The 24,904-nt window shown below is 70.1% G+C and carries 23 protein-coding genes and 1 pseudogene; 13 read left to right on the top strand and 11 right to left on the bottom strand.

Annotated elements, in window-relative coordinates; translation table 11 throughout:
- The first annotated feature begins 13 nt into the window (after positions 1-13).
- The 3 genes from SCMU_RS00390 (at position 14) to SCMU_RS00380 (ending at position 3,539) form a co-directional block, all read left to right on the top strand.
- Entirely contained in the window at positions 14-1,438 is a 1,425-nt protein-coding gene (locus tag SCMU_RS00390) for an NAD-dependent succinate-semialdehyde dehydrogenase (RefSeq protein WP_229231001.1), read from the top strand.
- Positions 1,439-1,443: 5 nt separating this feature from the next.
- On the top strand, positions 1,444-2,184 hold the full coding sequence (locus tag SCMU_RS00385) for a sulfite exporter TauE/SafE family protein (RefSeq protein ID WP_229231000.1): 741 nt from the start codon (positions 1,444-1,446) through the stop codon (positions 2,182-2,184).
- Between the two features lie 77 nt (positions 2,185-2,261).
- Complete coding sequence (locus SCMU_RS00380) at positions 2,262-3,539, top strand: AGE family epimerase/isomerase (protein WP_229230999.1); 1,278 nt, start codon at positions 2,262-2,264, stop codon at positions 3,537-3,539.
- A 130-nt stretch (positions 3,540-3,669) separates the two neighbouring features.
- Here SCMU_RS00380 and SCMU_RS00375 read toward each other — a convergent pair whose 3' ends face one another.
- Entirely contained in the window at positions 3,670-4,071 is a 402-nt protein-coding gene (locus SCMU_RS00375) for an RNA-binding S4 domain-containing protein (RefSeq protein ID WP_229230998.1), read from the bottom strand.
- Between the two features lie 64 nt (positions 4,072-4,135).
- Here SCMU_RS00375 and SCMU_RS00370 point away from each other — a divergent pair, with 64 nt between their 5' ends.
- Positions 4,136-4,282, top strand: a complete 147-nt coding sequence (locus SCMU_RS00370; protein WP_229230997.1) for a hypothetical protein — start codon at positions 4,136-4,138, stop codon at positions 4,280-4,282.
- A 103-nt stretch (positions 4,283-4,385) separates the two neighbouring features.
- Here the strand turns inward: SCMU_RS00370 and SCMU_RS21085 are convergent, their stop codons facing one another.
- A complete protein-coding gene (locus SCMU_RS21085; RefSeq protein ID WP_443020361.1) occupies positions 4,386-5,006 on the bottom strand; it encodes a uracil-DNA glycosylase family protein in 621 nt (206 codons plus the stop codon).
- Between the two features lie 973 nt (positions 5,007-5,979).
- On the opposite strand from SCMU_RS21085, the gene SCMU_RS00360 reads away from it, so the two are divergent.
- The 4 genes from SCMU_RS00360 (at position 5,980) to SCMU_RS00345 (ending at position 10,684) form a co-directional block, all read left to right on the top strand.
- Positions 5,980-6,423: a GNAT family N-acetyltransferase gene (locus tag SCMU_RS00360; RefSeq protein ID WP_229230995.1), complete on the top strand. Its 444-nt coding sequence runs from the start codon at positions 5,980-5,982 to the stop codon at positions 6,421-6,423.
- 66 nt (positions 6,424-6,489) lie between these two features.
- Positions 6,490-7,413, top strand: a complete 924-nt coding sequence (locus tag SCMU_RS00355) for an ABC transporter ATP-binding protein (protein ID WP_229230994.1) — start codon at positions 6,490-6,492, stop codon at positions 7,411-7,413.
- Positions 7,413-9,002, top strand: a complete 1,590-nt coding sequence (locus tag SCMU_RS00350) for an ABC transporter permease (protein ID WP_229230993.1) — start codon at positions 7,413-7,415, stop codon at positions 9,000-9,002. The genes SCMU_RS00355 and SCMU_RS00350 overlap by 1 nt, the downstream gene beginning before the upstream one ends.
- 140 nt (positions 9,003-9,142) lie before the next feature.
- Positions 9,143-10,684, top strand: a complete 1,542-nt coding sequence (locus SCMU_RS00345; protein ID WP_443020360.1) for a DHA2 family efflux MFS transporter permease subunit — start codon at positions 9,143-9,145, stop codon at positions 10,682-10,684.
- A 39-nt stretch (positions 10,685-10,723) separates the two neighbouring features.
- Here SCMU_RS00345 and SCMU_RS00340 read toward each other — a convergent pair whose 3' ends face one another.
- The 4 genes from SCMU_RS00340 to SCMU_RS00320 all read right to left on the bottom strand — a co-directional run bounded on the left by SCMU_RS00340 (position 10,724) and on the right by SCMU_RS00320 (position 14,991).
- Entirely contained in the window at positions 10,724-11,536 is an 813-nt protein-coding gene (locus SCMU_RS00340) for an SDR family oxidoreductase (RefSeq protein WP_229230991.1), read from the bottom strand.
- 7 nt (positions 11,537-11,543) lie between these two features.
- Positions 11,544-12,500, bottom strand: a complete 957-nt coding sequence (locus tag SCMU_RS00335) for a GNAT family N-acetyltransferase (RefSeq protein ID WP_229230990.1) — start codon at positions 12,498-12,500, stop codon at positions 11,544-11,546.
- A gap of 217 nt (positions 12,501-12,717) precedes the next feature.
- The gene (locus SCMU_RS00325; RefSeq protein ID WP_443020188.1) at positions 12,718-14,118 is read right to left on the bottom strand and encodes a bifunctional pirin family protein/GNAT family N-acetyltransferase; all 1,401 of its coding nucleotides are present in this window, start codon (positions 14,116-14,118) and stop codon (positions 12,718-12,720) included.
- Between the two features lie 63 nt (positions 14,119-14,181).
- Positions 14,182-14,991: a polysaccharide deacetylase family protein gene (locus SCMU_RS00320; RefSeq protein WP_229230989.1), complete on the bottom strand. Its 810-nt coding sequence runs from the start codon at positions 14,989-14,991 to the stop codon at positions 14,182-14,184.
- 342 nt (positions 14,992-15,333) lie between these two features.
- Here SCMU_RS00320 and SCMU_RS00315 point away from each other — a divergent pair, with 342 nt between their 5' ends.
- Positions 15,334-15,708: an ArsR/SmtB family transcription factor gene (locus SCMU_RS00315; RefSeq protein WP_229230988.1), complete on the top strand. Its 375-nt coding sequence runs from the start codon at positions 15,334-15,336 to the stop codon at positions 15,706-15,708.
- Entirely contained in the window at positions 15,705-16,193 is a 489-nt protein-coding gene (locus SCMU_RS00310; protein WP_229230987.1) for an SRPBCC family protein, read from the top strand. Before SCMU_RS00315 ends, SCMU_RS00310 begins: the two co-directional genes overlap by 4 nt.
- Before the next feature lie 268 nt (positions 16,194-16,461).
- On the opposite strand, the gene SCMU_RS00305 is transcribed toward SCMU_RS00310, so the two are convergent.
- Both SCMU_RS00305 and SCMU_RS00300 read right to left on the bottom strand, forming a co-directional pair.
- Positions 16,462-17,349: a rhomboid family intramembrane serine protease gene (locus tag SCMU_RS00305; protein WP_229230986.1), complete on the bottom strand. Its 888-nt coding sequence runs from the start codon at positions 17,347-17,349 to the stop codon at positions 16,462-16,464.
- 22 nt (positions 17,350-17,371) lie between these two features.
- Positions 17,372-17,917, bottom strand: a complete 546-nt coding sequence (locus tag SCMU_RS00300) for a peptidylprolyl isomerase (protein WP_371829617.1) — start codon at positions 17,915-17,917, stop codon at positions 17,372-17,374.
- A 178-nt stretch (positions 17,918-18,095) separates the two neighbouring features.
- Between SCMU_RS00300 and SCMU_RS00295 the strand changes: the two genes are divergently transcribed.
- Together SCMU_RS00295 and SCMU_RS00290 are read left to right on the top strand one after the other, a co-directional pair.
- Positions 18,096-19,175 (top strand): hypothetical protein, encoded by a 1,080-nt coding sequence (locus SCMU_RS00295; RefSeq protein WP_229230984.1) that lies wholly within the window; start codon positions 18,096-18,098, stop codon positions 19,173-19,175.
- A 163-nt stretch (positions 19,176-19,338) separates the two neighbouring features.
- Positions 19,339-20,220: a glycosyltransferase family 2 protein gene (locus SCMU_RS00290; protein ID WP_229230983.1), complete on the top strand. Its 882-nt coding sequence runs from the start codon at positions 19,339-19,341 to the stop codon at positions 20,218-20,220.
- A gap of 6 nt (positions 20,221-20,226) precedes the next feature.
- Here SCMU_RS00290 and SCMU_RS00285 read toward each other — a convergent pair whose 3' ends face one another.
- Complete coding sequence (locus SCMU_RS00285; protein WP_229230982.1) at positions 20,227-21,144, bottom strand: DMT family transporter; 918 nt, start codon at positions 21,142-21,144, stop codon at positions 20,227-20,229.
- Between the two features lie 57 nt (positions 21,145-21,201).
- Between SCMU_RS00285 and SCMU_RS00280 the strand changes: the two genes are divergently transcribed.
- Entirely contained in the window at positions 21,202-23,214 is a 2,013-nt protein-coding gene (locus SCMU_RS00280; protein ID WP_229230981.1) for a glycoside hydrolase family 84 protein, read from the top strand.
- 208 nt (positions 23,215-23,422) lie between these two features.
- On the opposite strand, the gene SCMU_RS00275 is transcribed toward SCMU_RS00280, so the two are convergent.
- Together SCMU_RS00275 and SCMU_RS00270 are read right to left on the bottom strand one after the other, a co-directional pair.
- Positions 23,423-23,968 (bottom strand): S1 family peptidase, encoded by a 546-nt coding sequence (locus SCMU_RS00275; RefSeq protein WP_229230980.1) that lies wholly within the window; start codon positions 23,966-23,968, stop codon positions 23,423-23,425.
- 506 nt (positions 23,969-24,474) lie between these two features.
- Positions 24,475-24,792 (bottom strand): annotated as a pseudogene (locus SCMU_RS00270) (integrase core domain-containing protein); the annotation flags it as partial.
- Between the last annotated feature and the right edge of the window lie 112 nt (positions 24,793-24,904).

Below are 24,904 nucleotides of genomic sequence, written 5' to 3'. Positions count from 1 at the left end.
GGCTCCTCCTGCCATGACAGAAGAAACCACCCTCATCAACGGCCAGTGGCGCAGACTCGCCAATCGCAGGCCGGTCCGCAACCCCGCCACGGGGAACACCGTCGGAACGGTCTGCTGGGGTGACGCGGCCCTGGCCGCGGAAGCCGCCGATGCCGCCGCCGCGGCCTTCGGCACCTGGTCCAAGACGCCCCCTCGCGAGCGCGCGGACATCCTGTTCCGCGCCGCGGACCTCCTCCTGCAGCGGCGAGAGGCCATCGCGGCGATCCTCGCCGCAGAGGCCGGCAAGCGGCTCCCCGAGGCGTTGGGCGAGATCAGCTTCTCGATCGAATACCTCCGGTGGTTCGCCGAAGAGGCCCGCAGACCGCTCGGAACCGTGATCCCCAGCGAGGACCCTGCCCGGCGCCACCTCACCACCCGGAGCGCGGCCGGCGTCGTCCTGACCCTCACCTCGTGGAACTTCCCCTGCTCGCTGCAGGCTCGCAAGCTCGCCCCCGCACTGGCGGCCGGGTGCACGGTCGTCGCCCGCGTCTCGGAGCGCGCCCCGCTCGCAGCCGCAGAGCTCGTCCGGGCGCTGGACGACGCCGGCCTGCCCCCCGGCGTGCTCAACCTCGTCCACGGCCCCGCGCGGGAGATCACCGAAACGCTGCTGGCCCACCCCGCCGTGCGCGTCGTGACCTTCACCGGTTCCACCGGCGTGGGGCGGCAGATCATGGCGACGGCCGCGCAGCGCGTCGTCCGCCCCCTGCTCGAGCTCGGCGGGGACGCCCCGTTCATCGTCTTCGACGACGCGGATCTCGAAGCCGCCGTCGACGCCGCCGTCCTGGCCAAGACCCGCAACACCGGCCAGTCCTGCGTTGCAGCCAACCGATTCTTCGTCCAAGAGGGCATCTTCGAAGACTTCGTGACCCGGCTGGCGGCCAGGCTCGATGCCCTCTCCATCGGCGACGGCTCGGCCGAACCCGTGCCCGACCTAGGGCCCATGATCGACCAGGACAGCGTCGCCGGCGTCCAGCGCATGGTCGACCAAGCCCTCGGACTCGGCGCGAAGGAGCGAACTTCCTGGCGCGACGTCCCCGCGCAGGGCTCCTTCCTCCGGCCCATGCTGCTCACCGACGTCCCCGAAGAGGCCGCGCTGGCGCGCGAGGAGGTCTTCGGCCCCGTGGCCGCCGCCTTCCCCTTCAAGGACGAGGCCGAGCTCCTCTCGCGCGCGAACAACACGGAGATGGGCCTGGCCGCCTATGTGTTCGCGAAGGACGCGGGGCGCTGCTGGCGCATCGCCGAGGCCCTCGAGGCGGGCATCGTCGGAATCAACGACCCGCTCCCGTCGGTTGCCTTCGCACCGATGGGCGGGGTCAAGCAGTCGGGCCTGGGCCGGGAGGGCGCGAGCCTGGGAATGGAGGAATTCACCGAGCCCAAGTACCTCGCCTGGCGCCCCTGACACCCGTGAACCCCGGCTATCTCTGGTCCCTCGCCGCGCTGTCAGGAGCGACCTTCCTCGGCGCCTCGACCCAGCGCATCAGCGGTGTCGGCTTCGCCCTCGTCGCCTCGCCCTTCCTCGTGATGATTCTGGGCCCCTTCAACGGAGTCATCGTGGTCAATGTCTTCGGCACCCTGACGGCCCTGCTCGTCTTCGCCCAGGTGTTCCGGCAGGTTGAGTACCGGCGTGTGCTGGCGATGATGATCCCCGCTGTCGCGGCCGTGATACCCGGTGCCTGGGTGGCCGCGAACGTCCCATCCAACGTCCTGTCCATCCTGATAGGGACAATGGTCATCCTCGCGCTGGCCGCGAGCCTGACCGTGCGCGAGGCCTCCTTCCTCCAAGGGAGGTTCGGGGCCGCTGCCGCAGGGCTCATCTCCGGATTCATGAACGTCACAGCAGGGGTGGGCGGCCCGGCCGTCACCGCCTATGCCCTTGCCACCCGCTGGAAGCACGTGGCCTTCGCAACCAGCATCCAGCTCTACTTCGCCTGCGTGGGCCTGGCCTCGCTCGCGGCCAAGCACTCGCTGCCAGCCCTGGACGCGTGGCAATGGCTCTCATGCGGTGCTGCGCTCGTCAGCGGCATCGTCCTCGGCAACCTCCTCGGACCGAGGATCCCGGCAAGGGTGAGCAGAGCCGCGGTGATCGTACTTGCGTTCCTCGGCGCCATCATGCTCCTCCTCAAGGGCGTCATTGCGCTCACCTGACATGCGCACATCTGGCAGCGTGGCAGTGCGAAGAAGTTGACAATCCAACACCATCACCAAGCGAGAGGACAAACACCATGACTTGGCTCCACAACGCCGCCCACACACGTTGGCTCGAGGCCGAAACCGACCGCATCTTCGAATTCGGCCGGCGTTCCCGGGTCCACACCGGCTTCGGATGGCTTGACAACAACGGCAACGTCGTGGCCGAGAAGCCCACACAGCTGTGGATCACGGCCCGGATGACCCATGTCTTCGCCCTCGCAGGGCTCATGGGGCGCCCCGGAGCCAATACACTCGTCGACCACGGGATCAACGCCCTGCGCACCGCCTTCCACGACGACGACCATGGCGGCTGGTTCGCGTCAGTCAATGACGAGGGGCCTGTTGAGACCGCCAAATCCGGCTACGCGCACTCCTTCGTGCTGCTCGCCGCAGCCAGCGCCGTCGCGGCCGGCCGGCCCGGCGCGACGGAACTCCTGGAGGACGCGCTCGCCATCGCCGACGGCAAGTTCTGGGACCACGATGCGAACATGTGCTTCGACTCCTGGGACCGCGAGTTCACCCAGACCGAGGCATACCGCGGCGGAAATGCCAGTATGCACTCGGTGGAGGCATACCTCATCGTCACCGACGTCACCGGCGAGACCCGATGGCTCGAACGCGCGCTGCACATCGCAGAAGTCCTCATCCACCGGTTCGCCCGCAACAACAGCTACCGCGTGTTCGAGCACTTCGACCCGGACTGGAACCCGCTGCCCGAGTACAACACCGACCACCGAGCAGACCGGTTCCGGGCCTACGGCAGCACCCCCGGCCACTGGACGGAATGGGCCCGTCTCCTCCTGCACGTGAAGGCCGGCCTGGAAGCACGAGGCATGGACGCGCCCTCATGGCTGCTCGACGACGCGCGCGGGCTCTTCGATGCCGCCTGCCGGGATGCCTGGCAGCCCGACGGCCACCCCGGATTCGTCTACTCCGTCGACTGGCAGGGCCAGCCGGTCGTGACCTCGCGGATCCGGTGGGTGCCCGTCGAGGCCATCGGCGGCGCAGCAGCGCTCTACAAGGCGACAGGCGACCCCGCCTATGCCGCGTGGTACGAGCGCATCTGGGACCACGTCCGCGAGCACTTCATTGACTATGAGAACGGCTCCTGGTGGCAGGAACTCGACGAGAACGGTTCCGTGTCCTCATCCGTCTGGGACGGCAAAGCGGACATCTATCACCTCATGCACTGCCTCCTCGTCCCGCGCCTTCCCCTCACACCAGGCCTGGCGCCGGCCCTGGCCGCCAACCTCCTCGACGCTGACCTCCGGACCGCTCCCGCCCCTGTCCCGGCCCCGGCCCTGTCCTGACACCGGGGGCTGCCCGAGACTGGGTCGCTGGCCGCGCCTCGAGGCGGACGCCGGGCGGTGTCTCCAAGACCCGAGACAGGTGGCGGCAAGAGTGTGCCGGGTGACTTCCTACCGGAGAGGCCGCGCCGCCTCAGTCGCCCCGGGTCTCCCCGCGCAGCCGCTCCATCTCCCGGCGGTCCTTCTTGGTGGGCCGCCCGGAGCCCCTATCGCGCTGGGGGAGGCCGAGGAACGGTACGGGCGGCCGCTCGGGCGTGTGGTCGGTGTAGCACCTGGACGCCGCCTCCGCGCCCACGCGCTTGACGATCAGCACGTGGACCTCGAGGATCCGCTCGAATCCGGACTGCCGCACGCGGATCGTGTCCCCCGGCACGACGGTCTGGGACGCCTTGACCGGGTTGCCGTTGAGCCGTATATGCCCAGCACGGCATGCAGCCGTCGCGGCCGAGCGGGTCTTGAAGGCGCGCACCGCCCACAGCCAGGAGTCAATCCGGACTGCCGAGGGAACGGAGGCGGGTGCGTTCGAAGGGGGCATGGTGCCCAGCATCTTACCGGCGTATCGTCATGTGCACCGGGGGTATGACCAAAGGAGCTCAGACATGCCTGACAAGCAGCCTCACCAGCCCGAAACCCACAAGAAGCCTTCCAAGTCCCTCAAGGAGCAGCGCGCGGCGAAGAAGGCCAAGAGGGCCGTCGCCCTCGACGCGGATCCCGTGGCGCATCTGCGCAAGCCGCGGAGCAAGTAGGGACGTTGAAGACCCTGAAGTAGCCCAGACAGAGCGAGGCGGACGACGCCGGCCGGGTGGCCGCCGTCGTCCGCCTCCTTGCGTTTGAGGTGCTTCCCGGGACCTACCGGCCGCTCTTGAGGCCCGCGCGTGCCATCGCGTCCGCGTAGGCGCGGCCCATGTCGATGAGCCACTCGGTCTGGCGCTCCTTCGAGCCGGCGAACGCCCGGCCGTGGAGCGAACGGGCCTTGTAGACCTTGAGGCCGCGACGCCAGATCAGCGGGTTGTCCGTCTTGAGGAGCATCTGCGCGAGGCGGTTCGCCTCGGTGCCGTGGGCCACGATCGCGGAGACGCGCGGCACGGTCTTCAAGAACGCGATGAGCGGCTTGAGACCGGCATGCAGCTGCTCGGGGGTGAGCTTGCCATTGGGCTCGCCCGGCGTGAACCAGGGATATGCGTTCCACGGCATGGTCCACTCGGGGCGCAGGCCGAGCTGGTACTGGAGGCCGAGGAGGCGCGTGGCGGCGGCATCGTCGCCGGCCCACACGTAGCCGCGCGGGCTCGCCTCGCCCGTATTGGAGAAGAGGCTCACGATCCGGGCCTCGTCGACCGAGTGCATCGGATCCACGAACGGGACCTCGAAGCCCGGGCGCAGCTTGCGCAGGAACTCGACGTGCTGGTTCACCGGAGCGATGTGCGGGGCAAAGTTCGGATCGGCCGAGATCGGGGCCTGGGACGCCGAGATCGGGGCCGTCGACGTCGAAGCCTGAGCCTCCGCGGTCGCGGACTCGAGCTCCGCCGACTCAAGCTCCGCGGCGGCAAGCTCCGCAGCCTTCTCGGCCTCGGCGGACGCGGCCAGCGCCTCCTGGGCGGCCTGCTCCGCGGCGGACGCCTCGGCAGCGGCCGCCTTGGCCGCCGCGGCCTTCGCTACGGCCTCGGACACAGCCCGCTTCGCCGTGGCGGCAGCCTCCCCCGCAGCCGCCTTGGCGCGCTCGACGGCGGCACGCGCCTGAGCGACGCGGTCCTCGCGAGCGCCGTCCTCGCCGACGCGGGCCCCACCCGCGACGGCCACACTCTCGTCGACCCCGGGCTCCGGCGCCGCCCCGACGACAGCTGCCAGCCCGGCGTCGTGCGTCTGACCGAGCTCTGACGGAGCCGGAGCCTCCGCCGGAACATCCTCGACAGCGGGAGCCGGAACCTGCGGCGCGACACGCCTGATGACCACCTCGGACGCCTTCGGGAGCCGCTTGACGGGTGCGGCGGCGTTGGACGCGGCGGCCTGCCCGGCGCCCACGCTGACCGTCCCGGCCTTCGCGGAGGCCTTCTTCGGGGCCGCCTTGGGCTTGACCGGCTCGAAGTCCTCGTCGTCGTCCTCGTCGTCGAAGAGCCCAGCGAAGAGGTCGTCGAGGCCGTCATCCTCGTCGTCGTCGGCCTGGGGGCTGAAGCCGAAGCCCTCCTCGTACTTCGCATCGAGCTCGGAGCGGTAGTCGGAGTCGTCGTAGTAGTCGGGCTCGGCCAAGGCTGTCATGAGGGCGGGGATCTCCTCTTTTCGGGCGCACGCCGGTCTCGGGCGCGCAGCAAGGTCCGCGTCCGTTCCGGACTGGTATGTGGGGTAGCGAGCCTGTGGGGGACTCAGCTGTTCGAGTCTAGCAAGCCGACGTTGGTGGTGGGTTCGCCCGGCGTTCACCTTCGGCGCCGATCGGCGTAGGCTCTGGGCCGTGGACGCCGACAGCGCGCCGAACATCACACTCCGCCGCCTCGGGCACGCGGACGCACACCGACTCGTGGCTGCCTCGGACCTCTTCGACCACCCGGTGACCGAGGACGGCGCCCGCGAGTTCCTCACGAAGCCCAGCCACCATCTCCTCTTGGCCGAGGATCCGGACGGGCGCGCCGTCGGCTTCGTGAGCGGCGTCGAGACCACCCACCCGGACAAGGGCACCGAGATGTTCCTCTACGAGCTCGCCGTCGCGGAGGACTGGCGACGCCGCGGGGTGGCCACCCATCTGATCAACTTCCTCGCGGAGATCGCCCGCGAACTGGGCTGCTACGGGATGTGGACGGGAACGGAGCACGACAACGAGGCCGCCCTCGCCGCCTACCGCTCCACCGGAGCCCGCCTCGAGCCCGGAACCACGATCGCGGTCTACGACCTCGCCTGAGGCGAGGTGACGCACGACGGCGCGCGGCCCCTCCCGAGCGTCGGCGCCCCGGCCTACGATCACACCATGAGCACCCCGGTGAGGATCACTGGCCTCGTGAAGACCTTCGGATCCGTGCGCGCGCTCGACGGCCTCGACCTAGAGGTCCGCGAGGGCGAGGTCCTCGGGTTCCTCGGCCCGAACGGGGCGGGGAAGTCCACCACGCTGCGCATCCTGCTCGGCCTGCTGCGCCCCAACGCCGGCCACGTCGAGCTGCTCGGCGGCGACCCGTGGCGGGACGTCGTGGAGCTCCACCGCCGGATTGCGTACGTGCCCGGGGACGTGAGCCTGTGGCCGTCACTGACCGGCGGTCAGGCGATCGACCTGATGGGCCGCCTGCGCGGCGGCCTGGACCAGGAGCGCCGTGCGCAGCTCGTCGCCACGTTCGAGCTGGACCCGTCCAAGCGCGGCCGCACCTACTCGAAGGGCAACCGGCAGAAGGTCGCGATCGTCGCGGCCCTGGCCTCGCGCGCCGAGCTGCTCATCCTCGACGAACCCACGGCGGGCCTGGATCCGCTCATGGAGGCGCTGTTCCGCGAGGAGATCCGGCGCGAGAAGGCCGCGGGGCGGAGCGTGCTGCTCTCGAGCCACATCCTCTCCGAGGTCGAGGCCCTCGCCGACCGCATCAGCATCATCCGGCAGGGCAGGGTCGTGGAGACCGGCACGCTCGAGCAGATGCGCGTCCACACCCGCACCAACGTCGAAGCGACCATCGACCATCAGGCTGCCCCGACGGGCGTCCTCTCCGCCCTCCCGGGCGTGACCGGCCTGAGCGTGGAGGGCAACCGCGTGCGCTTCAGCGTCGCGGCGGACGGCCTCGCCCCCGCGATGACAGCTCTCGCCTCCCACGGCCTCCGCGCCCTCACGGTCACCCCGCCCAGCCTTGAGGACCTCTTCCTCCAGCACTACGGCGACCGGCTCCCTGCCGCGTCAGCAGCCCGGGAGGAGTAATGACGGCATTCGTCGGGACGTGGCGGCTGTTCCTGCTGGCCCTGAGGGTCGACAGGTTCAAGCTCGCGCCGTGGATCCTCATCATCGCGTTCTTCCCGTTCGCCGTGTACAACAGCTACTCGACAGTGTTCGCCACGCCGCAGGAGGCGAGGGCGCTCGAGCAGACACTGAGCACCAACCCGGCATTCATGCTGCTCATCGGTCCGGCGCACCACCTCGACGACCCGTTCGGGTTCACGACCTGGCGCGTGCAGGTCTTCGCGATGTTCTTCACGGCCCTTATGGCGATCCTCGCGGTCACGCGGCACGCGCGGGGCGCGGAGGACTCGGGGGAGGCCGAGATCATCGACTCCGGCGCGGTGGGCCCGCACGCCCGGCTGGCATCCGCGGTGCTCGTGGCGTGGCTCGCATCCGCGGTGCTGGCACTCGTCATCGCGGGGACGCTCGCGGCGTCGGGCGCTCAGGCGAAGGAGTCGCTCGCCCTGGGCGGGCAGATCGGGGGCATGGGCTTCGCGTTCGCCGGGGCGGCCGCGGTGACGTCCCAGATCGGCTCCTTTGCCCGCACGTCGAACACTCTCGCGGCGGGGGCCCTCGTGGTCAGCTACGTGCTGAGAGGCCTCGGCGACACGCTCACGGGCGGGGATTGGCTCCTGTGGACCAGCCCGATGGGCTGGGCCGAGCTCGTGCGGCCGGCCGCCGAGCGCAACGCGTTCCCCCTCGTGCTCCTCGCGCTGGCGGGGGCCGCGACGGCGCTGGCCGGTGGATGGCTCTCACGCCGCCGCGACTTCGGGGGCGGGCTCGTGGAGCAGCGGCCCGGCAGGACCAGCTGGCGCGCAGGCATCTGGAGGCTCACGGCCTCGCTCAACCGCCCGCCCACGCTCACGTGGGCGGCGACGTTCGCCTTCCTCGGCCTCGTCTTCGGGCTCGTGACGGGGACGCTGCGGGACTTCTACGAGGGCAACGCCTTCATCCGCCAGATGCTCGCGGCCCGTGCTGCGACCGAGGCGGACCTCACGCTCTCCTTCGTGGCGGTGCTGCTGCTCATGCTCGCCCTGATCGGGGGCGCCTTCGGGATCCAGATCGCGGCCCGGTTCGCGAGCGAGGAGGAAGAACGGAGGGCGGAGTGGGTCCTCTCGACCGGGATCTCGCGTCACGGCTACTTCGCGCCGTCCGCGGTGGCCGCACTCGTGGCGCCGGCCGTCACGATGTCCATCGGGGGAGTCGTCCTCGCGTTCACGGCGGCCGCGACGGGCGCACAGGTCGGCGTGGGGGATGTGGTGCGCCAGACGCTCGCCGGGATCCCGGCGCTGTGGCTCGCGGCCGCCGTCGGCCTCACGCTTGTCGGGGTCTATCCCCCGTTCCGCTGGATCGCGTGGCTGCTGACCGTGTATTGGCTGATCCTCACGCTCTTCGGCCCGCTCCTGAAGGCCCCGGACTGGCTGCTGAACACGAGCCCGTACTACGTGGTCCCGCGGGTCACCTCCGCGACAGCCGACTGGGCGCCCGTGTGGTGGACCCTTGCCATCGCCGCAGCGCTCGTGGCGGCGGGGTTCGTGGGCTACAGGGTGCGGAACATCCGCACGCCCTGACCGGCGCGGACGCGTTCACACGTGCACGCAGTACCGGTTTTGCCCAGATTCTGGAAAAATTGAGGATTCCGCCGCCGATCGGGAATCGTCAGCCCCGGGCCGCGGTTGCACACCCCATACGCTTCGGCCGCACCGTCTCCCTGAACCACCCTTCCAGGAGTCCCCTTGCCTTCCGCACCCGAGCACCCCTCGCCGTCGTCCGCCGCAAACCCCGGAGACCGCCGCGACGCTCACCAGATCACCCCCGGAGCCGCCTCGTCGTGACGGTACTCGTCGTCGCGGCCTTCGTGGTCATCCTCAACGAGACGATCATGAACGTGGCGCTGCCGCGCCTCATGGGCGAGCTGCGCGTCGACGCCACGACGATCCAGTGGCTCTCGACCGCGTTCATGCTCACGATGTCCGTGGTCATCCCGACCACCGGGTTCCTCCTGCAGCGCCTCTCGGTCCGCACGGTCTTCATCCTCGCGATGAGCCTGTTCAGCGCCGGCACTCTGCTGGCGGCGCTCGCGCCCGGCTTCGGCGTCCTGCTCCTGGCCCGGGTCGTCCAGGCCTCGGGCACCGCGATCATGATGCCGCTGCTCATGACGAGCGTCCTGAACCTCATCCCGATCGCGCGGCGCGGGCAGGTCATGGGCACGGTGAGCATCGTGATCTCGGTGGCCCCGGCCGTGGGGCCGACGCTGTCCGGGATCATCCTGCAGTACCTCTCGTGGCGGTTCATGTTCCTCACCGTCCTGCCGATCGCGGTGGCCGCGCTGCTGTTCGGCGCGGCGAAGCTGCGCGGGGCGGCCGACGGCGAGCGGCCGGGTCTCGACGTGCTCTCGGTCCTGCTCTCGGTTCCGGCATTCGGGGGAGTCGTGTACGGGCTGAGCCAGCTCGGCGGCACCGCCGGCGGCCTCGGCCCGGTGGTCCCGCTCGTGGTGGGTGCCGTGGCGCTGATGGCCTTCGTGCTGCGCCAGCTGGCCCTGCAGCGCTCGGGCTCGCCGCTGCTGGACCTGCGCGCGTTCGGCTACCCGATGTACACCGTGGCGACCGCGCTGCTCATGGTGGGCATGATGGCGCTGTTCGGCGTGGTGATCCTCTTGCCGCTGTACCTGCAGCAGCTTCGCGGCCTCGATACCCTGGGCACAGGCCTTCTCCTGCTGCCCGGCGGGCTCGTGATGGGCCTCCTCGCGCCGACGGTGGGGAAGTGGTTCGACCGGGTCGGTCCCCTGCCGCTCACGCTGACCGGGACCTCGCTCATCACGGCCGTGCTCGTGGGGCTGAGCTTCCTCGCAGCGGACACCTCGGTCTGGCTCGTCATGGGCCTGCACGTGGCGCTGTCCCTGGGCCTCGCGCTCCTGTTCACCCCGACGTTCACGTCCGGGCTCAACCCGCTGCCGCCCCGCCTGTACAGCCATGGGTCGGCGATCCTGAGCACTCTCCAGCAGGTGGCGGGTGCCGCCGGCACGGCGCTCCTCGTGGCGGTCATGGCGGGGACCGCGCACAGCGCCGCCGCGACGCAGCCCGCGGCGGACGCCGCGATGGCCGGCTTCCGCGCGGCGTTCCTCGTGGCGGCCGTCGCGGGAGCCGCCGCGATCGTGCTTGCGGCCTTCCTGCGCAACCGGACTCCGGAAGATGCCCGCCGCGCGGCCGCCGGGACCGTTCCCGCACCGGAGACGACGCCGTCCCACCACTGACACATGCCTCGGTCGGAATTTCCTTAAGGGGCATGTTGTCTATGGGGCGGAGAAACCGCCGTCCGCATGAAGCAGCTGACCGTTGACCCAGCCTCCGGGCCCGCTCAGGAGGAAGGCCACGACCGCCGCGACGTCGGCCGGCGTGCCGAGCTGGCCCCACGGCTGCCGGGCCGCCAGGACAGCGCGGGTGGGCGCGTCCATCCATCCCGTATCGATCGGGCCGGGATTGAGGGCGTTGGCGGCGATCCCCCGCGGCCCGAGCTCGCGGGCCGCGGCGACGACGATCCGGTCGAGCGCACCCTTGCTTGCCCCGTACGGCATATTCCCCACGATGTGGTCCGACGTGAGCGCCACGATCCGCCCGAGCCCGTGCCACGCCTCGGGGAACTGCTCGGCGAACGCCGCGACCAGGAGCCAGGAGGCGCGGGCGTTCACCGCCACGTGCCGGTCGAAGGACTCGACGTCCGTGTCGAGAAGCCCCGAGTCCACCGACTCCGCGTGGCTCAGCACGAGCGCCCGCACCGGCCGGTCGGACCCGGCCTGGGCCAGCAGGCGCGCAGGCACGGCGGGATCTGAGAGGTCGGCCTCGATCGTGGCGACCACAGCGCCGAGTCCGCGGAGCTCCCCGGCCAGCCGCCCGACGTCGTGCTCCTGGACACCCCACGGCATGCGCGCGTCGTAGGGCCGCCAGTAGGAGAGCGCCAGGTCCCAGCCCTGGCGGGCGAGTTCGCGGGCGATGCCCGCGCCGATTCCGGCCTCGCGCCCGACGCCGGTCAGGAGCGCGAGCGGGCGGCCCTCCCGGTGCTGGGGGTCTCCTCGCCGCGGGTCATCACGGGACTGGTCGGCGGTCACTGCGGCCCTAGCGCCTGCACTCGTAGACCACGTTGGTCCGGACGGGGGAGAACCCCACCCGCTCGTACAGCCCGAGGGCCCCGGTGGGGCTGGCGGAGTCCACGCCCAGGTCCACCTGCCGGTAGCCCGCGTCCCGGGCGGCCGCGAGCACCTCGGTCAGGAGGGCGGTGGCGAGCCCGCGTCCGCGGGCACGCCGGCGGGTCCCGACAAGCGCGATGTACAGCTCGCCCGTCACGAACTCGCTCGAGAGGACGTACGCATCGACGGCGTCCTCCGGCGCCAACGCGGGGTCCGCGGAGAGGGCGGCCCTGCTCATCAACGCCCGGAAGCTGCGGGCGGCGAGCTGGTCCGCCCAGAGGGCCGGGCTGCGCTCGCTCGATCCCCAGTGGTCCGCGAATGCCTCATTGTGGGCGCGGCGCAGCGCCTCCGCCATCCCTGGCGAGACGGGGCTCCCCACCGCTGCGGCAGCCGCAGGCGCGGGGGCCTCCCACGCGCCGAGGTCGAGGCGCATGTCGCGGAAATAGCGCGCCGGGCTGTACCCCCGGCTGGACGCCAGCCGCTCGGCAGACGAGCCGGGCTTGCCGCACCACACGGACCACACCACCGGCGCGCCCGGGTAGCGCTCCTGGGCGAGCCCGTCCGCGCGCGGCTCGATCCAGTCCATGACGGCGCGGCCCAGGCCGCGTCCCCGCCAGCCAGGGTGGACACCGCCGGCGAGGGACGCCTTGGTCTCCCGATCAGTCAGGCTGGAGGCCACGCGGAGCTGCCCGTATGCCACCATCGTGTCGCCGTCCCACCCGCCGAGCGTGTCCGTCACGGGGTTGACCCCGGGCTCACCGAGCTCCTCGACGAGGTCCTCGGGCTCGTAGAACTCGTCCGTGTCGTCGCTGCGGGCCAAGACGTTGCTCAGCTCCGCCCAAGCGGGAGCGTGGTCGGGCTCGATGGGTTTCCACACAATGCTCATGCGTGCTCCTCGCACAGGCCGGGGCGTCGGGCGGCTGGTGAGCCCACGCTAGCATCGAGGGCGCCGCGGGCAGGGCCCCCGATGTCCACCGCCTGTGAACTTCCGGGGAATAGTTATCCACAGTCTGTGGGAAAGGCCGTGGATACTGGCGAGTCACTTGTGATAGCGCGTGCGGCAGTTATCCACGGCGTGGACAAGCCTGTGGACAAACGGCCGTTCAGTCCTCCGGAGGGGTGAACCCTTCCTCCACGAGGTCCGCATACTCGCGGTGGCGCTTGAGGAAGGCCCGCACATACGGGCAGTAGGGGCGGATGTGCTGTCCCTTGGCGCGGACGTCATCGAGCGCGAAGGTGACAAGCTTGCTCGCGAGCCCCATCCCCGAGTACCCGTCCGCCACCTCGGTGTGGTCGAACGCGAGGACGGCACCGCCCTCCTTCACCCGGTACTGGGTGAATCCGGCCGTCACGCCTCCTACGTGGACCTCGTAGCGGTGCCTCTGCTCGGCATGGACGAACTCTGCGTGCCCGGCCTGCTTCTCTGATTCCTGCACTGTCATCGGTGCCTCTCTCTGTTCCTTGGTCTCCCCCTGCCGCGCCCGCGGTCGCGGTCGGAGCCTGGCGTTCGGCAGCGGCGGCGCCGGGAGGGGACGCTCGCCCCCGGTGAGCTCCACGACGGGCCCAAAGGGGGCGCCGTCGGGCGCTTCGGGTTCCGCGCCGCCGGGCTCGACGCCGAGCTGCCGGTTCCACGTCTCGCGGAACGCGACGATCTCCTCGTGCGAGCGTCCCACGAAGTTCCACCACATGGTGATCTCCTCGTCGAACGGCGGCCCCCCGAGGATCACCACCCGCAGCGTGGCGTCCCCGGGATTTCCGAGCCGCACCGGCCGGCTTCCCGGGGCGAGGTAGGCGAGGTGGGCCTCCGGCACGGCCTCGCCATTGACCTCGAGCGCGCCGCCGTCGGGGAGGAACGCGTGCTCGAACTGCCCGGAGAGCTCGAACTCGACCGTGGCGCCGGCCTCGAGGGTGGCCTCGGCGCCCAGCAGCGCGGTGTAGGTCCGCACGTGCGAGGCGGCCCCGTGGAGCGATCCGAGGAACACGCGCAGCTCGCCCGCGCGGGAGCCCTCACCGTCCTCGAGCACGACGGCGCGTGGCACGTACCGCTCGAAGCCCGGCGGCGCGGCGCGGAACGGCTCCGGCATCGCCGTCCACAGCTGCACACCGTGCAGCACGGTGGTGGCGGGTGTGGAGTACTCGGAGTGGTTGATGCCGCGCCCCGCGGTCATGATGTTCAGCTCGCCGGGTCGGACGATCATCCGGTTCCCCGCGCTGTCGCGGTGCTCAACCTCACCGGTGAACAGCCAGCTGATGGTCTGCAGTCCCGTGTGCGGGTGGGGCGGGACCCGCATGCCGCCGGTGACCGAAACGTCGTCGGGACCGTAGTGGTCAAGGAAGCACCACGCGCCCACGAGCGAGCGTTCCCTCGAGGGCAGGGTCCGCCGCACTGGCATCGCCCGGGGCCCGCCGAGCGGCACGTCGCGGGGCGCGATGACCTCGACTCCGGGCCCCCCGGGCCTGTCGGCGCACAGGGTCTCGACGGGGTCGGCTTCCAGGTTGCTCATGCGGCACCTCCTGGGGCGAGCCTACGCCGGGGCGCGGACATTCGGGAGGCGCCCGGTGGCCGCCTACGCGCCGATGAAGTCCTCGAGCCGCACGACCGTCAGTCCCGCGGCCAGATGGGCCGCGCGGAACGCGGCCAGGTCTGCCGCGAACTCGGGGCGGAAGTGCATCAGCACGATGTCACCGGGCCGCAGCGAGCTGCCGTACTGGTACTGCATCGACCCGGCGTTGGCCTTGGCCTCCCAGTCGATGATCGCCTTGAGCCCGGCATCGGCGACCGCCTTGCGCATGGCGGCGGAGTACGCGCCGCCGGGCGGTCGGAACAATGTGGGAGCCGTCCCGTACGTCGTGGCGATGTAGTCCTTCATGCCCTTGATCTCGCCGAGCTGGTAGGCGTAGGGCTTGGTGCTCATCGTGGTGTCGTGGCTGATCGTGTGGTCCTGGACGTGGTCGCCGCGCTCCGCGAAGCCCTTGAAGAATCCCGGGTTGTCGCCCATCGCGGACTTCGTCAGGAACAGCGTGGCCGGGTAGCCGTGCTCCTCGAGCAGCGCGAGCGATTCGGGGTGCTTCGTCGCGCCGTCGTCGATCGTGAGGAACACCACCGGCTGCTTCGTGGCCACCCGGGTGATGACGGGCGCGAGGCCGCCCTGTGCCGCGGGGATCACGTAGTCCGAGGGGAAGTGCACCGGGGTCGGCGTCGGGCGAGCGGGCGACGGCGTGGCGCTGGCCGACGGCGAGGGGTCGCCGGGCGCTGGCGTTCCGCCTGGCAGTGCGGCGATGGGCGTCGAGGAGTCGGCACAGCCAGCCAGCAGTGAGCCCGCGGCTGCGGAGAGGGCCGCGATCGCTGCGCGTCGGGTCGGATGGGGTGCCGTCATGGTCTCCTCGTCTGCCTGCTGCGGCTCCGATCGTGCCGCCCGGAGCCATGGTACTGACCGAGGATGAACAAACGGCTGCACACGACGCGCTGTCAACAGCGTTATGCCCAGAGTTATCCACAGCTGGGGACAACCATCGGGGTTCAGTGGCCCGAGAGGCGGACGGCGGCGGTCTGACGCGTGAACGGACCGTGAACTACACAGCTGTAAGTTACCCACACTGTGGACAAGCGCTGTGGACAGAGGGGTCTTGACGCAACGGAGACCCCGGCCTACGCTGATTGTATTCAACCTTTTAGTTGAACAACCAAGATATTGATAGAAATCAACGGAGGGACAGCAATGGGCATCACCGCCACCGCTCCGGCAGAGCCGGACGAAGACCGCCTCAACCGGGCATTCGCGGCGCTCTCCGATCCCCTCCGCCGCAGGCTCGTGGCCCGTCTCGCACTCGGAGACGCAACCGTCAACGAGCTCGCAGCACCGTTTGCCGTGACCGTCCAGGCCGTGTCCAAGCACCTCAAGGTGCTCGAGGACGCAGGCCTCATCACCCGCAGCCGCGACGCCCAGCGCCGCCCCTGCCATCTCGAGCCCGCAGCCTTCGGGCCCCTCACCGCCTGGATCGACGCGTACGCCGAGCGAGCGGAGGAGAAGTACCGCCGCCTCGACGCCGTGCTGGCCCAGGAGAGTCAGCAGAGCAGAGGAACACAGCCATGACCACCACCCAGACCACCCGCGTGACCGCCGAGCCGGGACTCCCGTTCGTCGACGTCGTCCGCGAGTTCGACGCACCTGCCGCGCGCGTGTACCGCGCGCACACCGACCCGGAGCTCTTCGCCCAGTGGGTCGGCCCACGCAAGTACGCCACCACGATCGAGCACTATGACGCCCGCAGCGGCGGCTCGTACCGGTTCACCCAGACCGGCGAGGACGGCGCGCAGTACGCCTTCCACGGCTCGTTCCACGAGATGACCGAGCCGAACCGCATGGTCCAGACCTTCGAGTGCGCGGGCGCGCCCGGGCACGTCTCCCTCGACATCGCGGAGCTCGAGGATCTGCCGGACGGACGCTGCCGCCTGAGAGTCCACTCGACGTTCCAGGCCGTCGAGGACCGCGACGCCATGCTGTCCGCCGGAATGACCGACGGGATGAATGAGGGCTACGAGCGCCTCGACGCGCTCCTCGCGTCCGGCGCCGCGTAGGGAATCCACAGCGGTCCACAGGTCTCGGGCGAAGTTGTCCACAGCATGGGGATCGCGGGGTACGCGACCGCCGATTTCAGGTAACTACAGGTCTGTAAGTTGTGCACAGTGTGGAAAACCCCTGTGGAGAACTGCCTCTGAAGGTCACGTCCCGGGGTCACGTCCCGCGGCTCGACCCACAGGAGGTGACCTCCAGAAGCTGACCCACAGGAGGTGGTCTTCAGGAGGTGACCCACAGAAGGCGGGCGACGGCCGGGTGTGGTGACGGCTAGAGGGAGATCCCACCCGTGAGGGGGACGCTGGACACCTTGACGACCGTCGCGATGGCGAGCACGACGGCGACCGCCACGAGGCCGCCCGCTTGGACCGCCGCACGGGCCCGGCCCCTCGGCGCGTACGCGATCACGGCGGTGGCCGCCGCACCGGTGACGAGGCCGCCGAGGTGCGCCTGCCACGCGATGCCCGGGATGACGAAGCCGAGCACGGCGTTGATCGCGATGAGGACGAGCAGTTGGCGCACGTCGCCGCCCCGCTGGCGCATCACGACGAAGAGCCCACCGAAGAGCCCGAAGATGGCGCCGGACGCGCCGATGACCGCCGTCCCTGGCCCCGGAGCGAGCAGGAGGAAGCCCACGGACCCGCCCACCGCGGAGAGCAGGTAGACCGCGAGGAAGCGGATCCTCCCGAGGTACGGCTCGAGCGCCTGGCCGAACAGCCAGAGCGTGTACATGTTCAGGACGATGTGCAGGAGGAATCCCTGCGAGTGAAGGAACGCGCTCGTGAGCATGCGCCACGGCTCCGCCGCGGTGAGGGATGCGGAGTTCGCGTAGGCGAAGTCCTGGAACACCTCATCGTTGGGGATGAGCCACTGCAGCGCATAGACAAGGACGCAGAGTCCGATGATGGCGAAGGTCACCATCGGGCGGCCGCCGGGGCGCGCCGTCGCGCCGTAGACGTTCCGCGGCTGGCGGCCCTGGCGCGCGGCGGCGAGCTCGCGGACGCAGTCCACGCAGTGGAAGCCGACGGCGGCCGGCCGTTGGCACTCGGGGCACGCCGGCCGCCCGCAGCGCTGACACGTTACGTAGGAGACGCGATCGGGGTGGCGGGGGCAGACGGGCACGGCGTCGGGGCCGGCCGCCGGGCTTCCATTGCTCACGGGTTATGCAGCCTCGAGGAAATCAGAGGTTCTCGATATCGATCGAGGAGATCACGACATCCTCGACCGGACGGTCCTGCATGCCCGTGCGGACGCCCTCGATCTCGTCGACGACCTTCTTGGAGGCGTCATCGGCGACCTCGCCGAAGATCGTATGCTTGCCGTTCAGCCAGCTGGTGTCCACCGTGGTGATGAAGAACTGCGAGCCGTTGGTGCCGCGGCCCGCCTGGATCCCAGCGTTGGCCATCGCGAGCTTGTACGGGTCCTTGAAGGTCAGCTCGGGGTGGATCTCGTCGTCGAACTTGTAGCCGGGGCCGCCGATGCCCTTCCCGAGCGGATCGCCGCCCTGGATCATGAAGTCCTTGATGATGCGGTGGAAGATCGTGCCGTCGTAGAGGGGGGTGCCGGTCTTGTCCTCGCCCGTCTCCGGGTGGGTCCAGGCCTGCTCGCCGGTGGCGAGGCCCACGAAGTTCTTCACGGTCTTCGGCGCATGGTTGCCGAACAGGTTGACCACGATGTCGCCGTGGTTCGTGTGGATGGTTGCCTTTGCGGTTGCGATTGCGCTCATGGCGGCCATTCTTCCACGGCGCGCCAAGCGTCTACCGGGGGTCCCGGACGTTCCGCGCTCGGTGAAATCGGGGAACCTCTCGGCAACCTCGGCCGTGTGACCGTAGCCTACGCCACCCACGGCACGTAGGCTGGCGTTGGTTCCAGCAGATTCCCGGAGGTATACCGTGAAGAAACCAGTGGAGAAAAGCCTGAACGCGACCGAGTCGATCGCCCGCGACGTCCAGCAGAACGTCGCCTCGGGGGTGGAGAGCGCGCGTGAGTGGGCGCAGCCGCGTGTAGATGCGGCCGTGCACTGGGCCGTGCCGCGGATCCAGCAGGGACTCGACTCGGCCTCGCCGCGCATCCAGGAGGGGCTGAAGTCAGCAGCCCACAACCTTGCCGAGGGCGTGGCGGTGGTGACGCCGAGGATCCAGGAAGGTCTCTCGCAGCTCGCGCCCCGGATCACCGACGCCGTGGACAGCGCCGCGCCGCGCCTCCATCAGGTCGTGGACAAGGCCGGACCGGCGATCAAGGACGCGGCCGACACCTACCTGCCCAAGCTCTCCGAGGGCATTGCGCACGCAGCGGAGTCCGTCAACCGCGGCCTCGCCACGGCCCCCGAGCACGTGGACGCGGTAGCCCAGCGGCTCGCGGACTCCGGCGTCGTGCGTCAGGCGGACGCGGCCACGCGTGAGGCCGTTGTCGCCGCGCAGCAGGCCGTGCGGAGGGCCGCGGACGAGGCTTCGCTGCCCGCACCCAAGAAGAAGGGACGGGGCCTCCTCGTCTTCGGGGTGATCGCCGCGGCCGTCGCCGCCGGCGTCGCCGCGTGGAAGGCCGCGAAGCCGGTCGAGGACCCGTGGAAGACGCCGGCCTCGGTTCCGCCGGCCCCCGTCCCGCCCGCGCCGACCTCAACCACGACGTCCTCAACCACGACGTCCTCAACCACGACGACGCCCGCCGTGACGCCGGCGCCGGTCCCGGCCTCCCCGGCCCCCGCCAGCGAGCCCGTCATCACGGCGGAGAAGCCGGCCCCCGCAGCGCCGGAGGCGGGCGCAGCCGGGTCCGGCGCCGCGGCTCCGAAGGGCGAGGACGAGGCGAATGCCGATGCCTCGGCGGCTCTCGATGCCGGCCAGGCGGCGGTGCTCGAGGACGCCGAGCAGGAGTCCGGCGCCGCGGAGGGCAAGCACGTGGCCGAGGACCCCGCGACGGCAATGAAGAACATCCATGCCGCCTCGAACGGCAACAAGGGCGAGGACACGCAGGCGCCGAGCGCCTGACGCCCGGCCGCCAGGGCCCGAGCTCCGGAGGGCGCGGGAGACGCACAAGGTGCGCTCCCGCGCCCTCTTGCGTGCCGCCGTCGTGCGCTGCAGCCGCAAGACCGCAACACGGATCCGTCACAACGAGCCGGCCTCGAGGGAGAGCTTGCTAGATTTGGTGCTGATGCTCCCGGAAACCATTCTCCTCGACGCGACGGCCGCGCCCGCTCCGACGTCGGCGGCGCCGAGCGTCTCGATCGTGATCCCGGCGTACAACGAGGAGAGCGTGATCCGCCAGTGCGTCACGGCGGCCATCTACCAGTCGGTCCCGGCGCACGAGATCATCGTCGTTGACAACATGTCCAAGGACTCGACGGCGCAGATCGTGCGCCAGCTGCAGGCCGAGTACCCGGAATCCCGGATCAGCCTGCTGACCCAGGACGCCGAGCAGGGCCTGATCCCGACCCGCAACTTCGGCCTCGACCACGCCACGGGGGACGTCCTGGGCCGCATCGACGCCGACTCCCTGCTCGAGCCGGACTGGGTCGAGGAGGTCCAGAGGGCCTTCGCCGACCGGAACGTCCAGGCGGCAACCGGTCCGGTGATCTACTACGACATGCCGATGCGCCGGTTCGGCCTCAAGGCGGACGACAAGGTGCGCCAGCTGCTGCTGAAGCTCTCGCGGCACGAGTACCACTTCCTGTTCGGCTCGAACATGGCGCTGCGCCGTTCCGCGTGGGAGGCCATCCGCGCCAGGACGTGCCGCGACGAGCGGGACGAGATGCACGAGGACATCGACCTGTCCCTGCATCTGGCCGAGCAGGGCCTGCGGATCCAGTACTGGCCCGAGATGGTCTCCGGAATGTCTGCCCGGCGGCTCGAGGACTCGCCGAAGGACTACCGGTATTACGTGCAGCGGTTCGACCGCACGTACAAGGCGCACAACATCAAGAAGATCGCGCTGCGCGCACCGATGGCCGTGATCTTCTCGGTCTACTACCCGGCCAAGCTGCTGCGGGCCATCCACGCGGCGAACCAGCCGCTCGCCAAGCGCGGGGGAGTCTGACCGCGGTCAGTCGGCCCCGAGCTCAGGCTCCAGCGCCGCGGTCGCGCCCTTCCCTTGGCGGACCCGACGCTGCCCGAGCACGACGACGGCGAGGCCGGCCAGGATGAGCGCGAGCCCAGCGTAGGTCCCGGCAGGCAGGACCTCGTGCAGGAACACCGCCGCGAGCAGCGCAGCGCCCGGGATCTCGAGCAGGATGAACATCGAGACGACGAGCGGGCTCAGCGTCGCCACGAGGTAGTTGAACGCCGTGTGCCCCACGATCTGCGCCGCGAGGGTAATCGCCGCGATGCCGACCCAGCCGATCGGCTCGAAGCCGGTGAGCCGCTGCCCCGTGGCCAGCGCCATGACCGCGACCAGGAGCGCGCACACGCTGTAGCAGACGGTCGTGTACGTGCCCGTGCTCATGGTCTGGCGGGCCTTGCCGCCCGCCATCGTGTAGAGGCCCGCAAGGATGCCACCGGCCACGGCGAGGACGTCGCCGAGCACAGCCTCGCGGGAGGACCCGAGATCGAGGCCCGTGATGGCAACGACGCCGGCGAACGCGAGACCCAGGCCCACGAGCACGGCAGCCGGCAGCCTGCGCCCCCGCACGAGCGAGAACACCGCGATCCACCCGGACTGCAGGCACACGAGGGCCGTCGAGGCCGCGACGGAGGTCAGCGTCAGCGAGAGGATGAAGCACACGAAGTGGAACGCGAGGGCCACCCCGGCCACGGCGGACCAGAAGTACTCGCGGCGCCCCAGCCGGCGGAACTGCCCCGGGCTCCGCACGGCGACGGGCGCGGCCATCACGACCGCGGCGAGCGCGTTGCGCCAGAACGCGATGGCGAGGGCGGTCACCGACGTCCCGCCGAGCGTGGCGGCGATGAGCGGACCCGAGGCGGAGACGCCCAGAACGCCGAGCACCACGAGGAGGGGGATCACCAGCCCACTCTACGGGCGGTTCGTGGCGCGCGGGGCGGATGTGGTTCCCTTGGTGACGTGGAGACCCCCTCGAAGGCCCGGCGACGGCGGCGCCTGCGCGCGTGGATTGTGACCGTGGTCGTGGCTCTCGTGGCCGTGGGAATCGTGACGGCCTGGATCGCCACACGGCACGAGGCGGCCCCGGTCCCGTACAGCGGGCCAGCCCTGCACCCCGCCCCGCAGCACATCTCGGGCAGCGGAATCGACCTCGACCTCTCGGGCCGGGTCACGGTCGTCGCGGCCGACGGCGCCGACCCGGTGACCGTCGATTCCCTCACCGCGCTCTTGGGTGAGGTCGCGCGCGAGGTGGGGACGGCGCCGTCGGCCGCCGACGCTGCGAGCGGTTCCACGGTGATCCTCGTCGGAACGTGGGCCGAGGGCGGGCCCCTGGCCACGGCGCTCGACTCCGTGAAGGCGGCGGCGGAGGACGGACCGCGCAAGGAGGCCCTCGGCCGCCCGGAGGGCTACGTGCTCGCGACCGGCACCCTCGAGGGGCATCCCGCGGCAATCCTCGCCGGTGCCGACGCCCACGGCTCGTTCTACGCCGTCCAGTCACTTCGCGACCTGCTGGCCGGGGGACGGCTTGCGGCCGTGAGCGTCGCCGACTGGCCGCTCATGGCCACCCGCGGCGTGATCGAGGGGTTCTACGGCACCCCGTGGACAGACCAGGCGCGCAGCGACGTGCTCAGCGCCATGGGCCGCGCCAAGATGAACACGTTCTTCTACTCGCCCAAGGACGACCCGTTCGCCCGGGAGCGCTGGCGCGACCTCTACACGTCCGACGGCGCGGCCGGCCTCCGCAATGTGGTCGCCCTGGCGTCCCGGAACCACATCAACGTCGCATACGCCCTCTCGCCCGGCCTCGACATCTGCTACTCCCGAGCGTCCGACCTCGACGCGGCGGTGGCCAAGATCGATTCACTCTACGATCTGGGGATCCGCACCTTCATCGTGCCGTTCGACGACATCAGCGGGTCCTTCAGGTGCCGCTCCGACCAGACCCGCTTCACCGCTCCCGGCGACGGGGGAGCGCTCGCCCAGGCGCAGGCGTCCTTCCTGAACAGCCTGCGGGACCGCCTCACCGCGGACCACCCCGACCTCTCGCCCCTCCAGATGGTCCCCACCAACTACAGCGGCACCACCAAGGACGCCTACAAGACACGGCTCGGGCGCGACCTCGATCCCAGAATCGTCGTCCAGTGGACCGGCCCGGAGGTCGTCTCCCACCGCATCTCGGGCGACGCGGCACAGACGGCGCAGACGGTGTACGGGGGGCCCGGCAAGCGGCGCCCGGTCCTCATCTGGGACAACTTCCCCGTCAACGACTTCGCGCCGGAGCATCTGTTCCTGGCGCCGGTCGAAGGACGCGACCCGGACCTGTACAAGTACGTCGTCGGAATGGTGTCGAACCCCATGCCGGAGGCGTACGCGTCCCTGCCCGGCATCGCGACGTTCGCGGACATGACATGGAACGGGGCGGACTACCGGCCCTACGAGGCGCTCGATGCGGCGCTCGTGTCACTCGCGGGAGGCGACTCCGCCGCGCTCTCTGCGCTACGGGCGTTCACGGACCTGAACCAGAACTGGCAGCTCGACGACCTGGTGCACCCCGCGCCCGCGCTGTCCCGCGACGTCGACGCGTTCTGGTCCGCCTACCGGGGCGGCACGCCCCTGCCCTCGGGGCTCGCCGACCGCGCCCGGATCCTGCAGCAGGTCCCCGAACTGCTGACACAGCTCAAGGGACCTGGGGGCGAGGGGTACGCGGCGGACGTCGCGCCGTGGTCGGCCGCGGCCGCGGACTACGGCGCCGCCATGGCCCACGCGCTGGACATGCTCGCCGCGGTGCGGAGCAACGACGAGGCGGCCGCCCGCAGCGCCGAGGCGGCGCTCACCGCCTCGCGTAGGAGCGCGGTCGCCCTCGGGCTCAAGCTCGCCGACGGGCGGCTGGCCATCCCCGCCACAGGCGACGGCGTGGCGCAGCGCTTCCTCGACGACGCGCTGGCCGAGTTCAACGCCGCGTACGGCAACTAGAGAAGGCCGGCTCCCCGAGAGGGAGCCGGCCTTCTTGTCCTTCGGTGGAGGCAAGGGGACTCGAACCCCTAACCCCCTGCTTGCAAAGCATGGATGTAGACGCCGTTTGTGCTTGAAAATCAGCAGATTTCTCCGGTCCAGGGCGCATCTGGGGCGCACCTGTTCGAGAGGCGCATGAGTTCGACGGCGTCGGTAGGCTGCGTACTTCTCAGAGCGCTCCGTCGCACTTCGACCGGTTTGAATACTTCGCTGGGTCCTTGATGACCTGGGCGAGGGTTTCGACTGGTACGAAGATCGCCTGACCTGCGCCGCCGGCGTAGGCGACGCCCACGAGGAGGCCTGAGCCATCCACGACTGGGCTCCCGGAGCTGCCGGGTGCGATGGGGGCGTCGCTGTAGATCATGGGCAGCGAAGACCATCCGATCGGATCGGGTCCGTACTTCACGATGCGGCCGTTGGTGGTAGTGAGTTCACCTCCGAGCGGGTAGCCCACCACCGATACCTCCGTGCCTGCGGCTGGGTTTGAATGTGCTAGCTGGATTGCAGCTGGGAGCGCTTCCTGTGTCCAGACGAGGGCGAGGTCGGCGACTACAACGGCGCCGACGGCGTTGACGGTGATGTCTCTGCCGTCGTATGTGCTCACCTGGAGCAGTGTGGCGCCACCCACGACGTGGCGGTTGGTGATGAAGACATGGTCTGCGATGGCGAACCCGGATCCGGATGAGACGCCGCAGCCGATGTTGCGAACGCGCAAGGCAGCCTTCTCGTACTTGCTGAAACCGGCCGCTGTCACGGCCGGTGCGGGCGCAGCTACCGTAGAGCCGGACACGGACGCTGCCATCGGCGATTGGGCTGGCCGGAAGTCGGATGGGGGCGGTGGCACCGGGGCGAGTGCGCAACCCGCTAGAGAAAGTACGACAAAGGAGCTCACTGTGGCGATTCGGAGGGTGCAAGCGCGACTCACTTGCTCAGTCCTTGTATCGAGCTGGTGAGGTTGTTGGTGTCCTTCCAAGCCACTTCGCATACCGAGTCAACCGACTTGGAGCGGTTCAGCATCGATGCTTGGTCGTACGGCCGTGGGCCGCTAAGGAATGACTCGAGGTCTTGGTGTTGGTGGATGCAGGCGGCCGTCTCGTTGGTCACCTTCTGCGAGTCGGCAATGAGTTCTGCGAGGACGGCTGCACGATCCCCGATCTGGGCCTTCTCATTAGCAAGGGATCGGATACGGTGGGACTGCTGAAGGTTTAGTTGACTCTTCGGCTATGCCGCCTCTGCGGCGGTCTTGGTCATGATTGCTTCGAATTCGATGGGGGTCAAACGGCGTAGCCTGCGCTGGCGCCGGCGTCGGTGGTAGGTGCGCTCGATCCAGGTGATGATCGCGAGGCGGAGGTCGCCTCGGGTGGCCCAGGTGCGGGTGTCGAGGACGTTCTTCTGCAGCAGGGCGAAGAATGACTCCATGGCCGCGTTGTCTCCGCACGCCCCGACCCTTCCCATTGACCCCTTCAGGCCGTGGGAGCGCAGGAGCCGGACGTACTTCTTGGACCTGAACTGGCTGCCCCTGTCCGAGTTAAGCCGAATTCGGCTTAACTCGGATTAGGCCGAGGTTCTCGTTATGCCGAGGAAGTGTGGTCTGGCCTGTGCCGGGGCGGGTCCGTGACGGTTTCCTCGGCTTAACGACGTCGGGCTGGCC

This window comes from Sinomonas cyclohexanicum (assembly GCF_020886775.1).
Lineage (GTDB): Bacteria > Actinomycetota > Actinomycetes > Actinomycetales > Micrococcaceae > Sinomonas > Sinomonas cyclohexanicum.
This window is presented reverse-complemented; position numbering and strand designations above follow the sequence as displayed.

What these genes read in the sequence shown, in the direction of transcription:
- SCMU_RS00375 (WP_229230998.1), bottom strand. Translation starts at nt 4,071, where the DNA reads ATGCCCCCTTCGAACGCACCCGCCTCCGTTCCCTCGGCAGTCCGGATT.
- SCMU_RS00315 (WP_229230988.1), top strand. Translation starts at nt 15,334, where the DNA reads ATGGGCATCACCGCCACCGCTCCGGCAGAGCCGGACGAAGACCGCCTC.
- SCMU_RS00390 (WP_229231001.1), top strand. Translation starts at nt 14, where the DNA reads ATGACAGAAGAAACCACCCTCATCAACGGCCAGTGGCGCAGACTCGCC.
- SCMU_RS00290 (WP_229230983.1), top strand. Translation starts at nt 19,339, where the DNA reads ATGCTCCCGGAAACCATTCTCCTCGACGCGACGGCCGCGCCCGCTCCG.
- SCMU_RS00355 (WP_229230994.1), top strand. Translation starts at nt 6,490, where the DNA reads ATGAGCACCCCGGTGAGGATCACTGGCCTCGTGAAGACCTTCGGATCC.
- SCMU_RS00320 (WP_229230989.1), bottom strand. Translation starts at nt 14,991, where the DNA reads ATGACGGCACCCCATCCGACCCGACGCGCAGCGATCGCGGCCCTCTCC.
- SCMU_RS00370 (WP_229230997.1), top strand. Translation starts at nt 4,136, where the DNA reads ATGCCTGACAAGCAGCCTCACCAGCCCGAAACCCACAAGAAGCCTTCC.
- SCMU_RS00335 (WP_229230990.1), bottom strand. Translation starts at nt 12,500, where the DNA reads ATGAGCATTGTGTGGAAACCCATCGAGCCCGACCACGCTCCCGCTTGG.
- SCMU_RS00310 (WP_229230987.1), top strand. Translation starts at nt 15,705, where the DNA reads ATGACCACCACCCAGACCACCCGCGTGACCGCCGAGCCGGGACTCCCG.
- SCMU_RS00300 (WP_371829617.1), bottom strand. Translation starts at nt 17,917, where the DNA reads ATGAGCGCAATCGCAACCGCAAAGGCAACCATCCACACGAACCACGGC.
- SCMU_RS00350 (WP_229230993.1), top strand. Translation starts at nt 7,413, where the DNA reads ATGACGGCATTCGTCGGGACGTGGCGGCTGTTCCTGCTGGCCCTGAGG.
- SCMU_RS00380 (WP_229230999.1), top strand. Translation starts at nt 2,262, where the DNA reads ATGACTTGGCTCCACAACGCCGCCCACACACGTTGGCTCGAGGCCGAA.
- SCMU_RS00325 (WP_443020188.1), bottom strand. Translation starts at nt 14,118, where the DNA reads ATGAGCAACCTGGAAGCCGACCCCGTCGAGACCCTGTGCGCCGACAGG.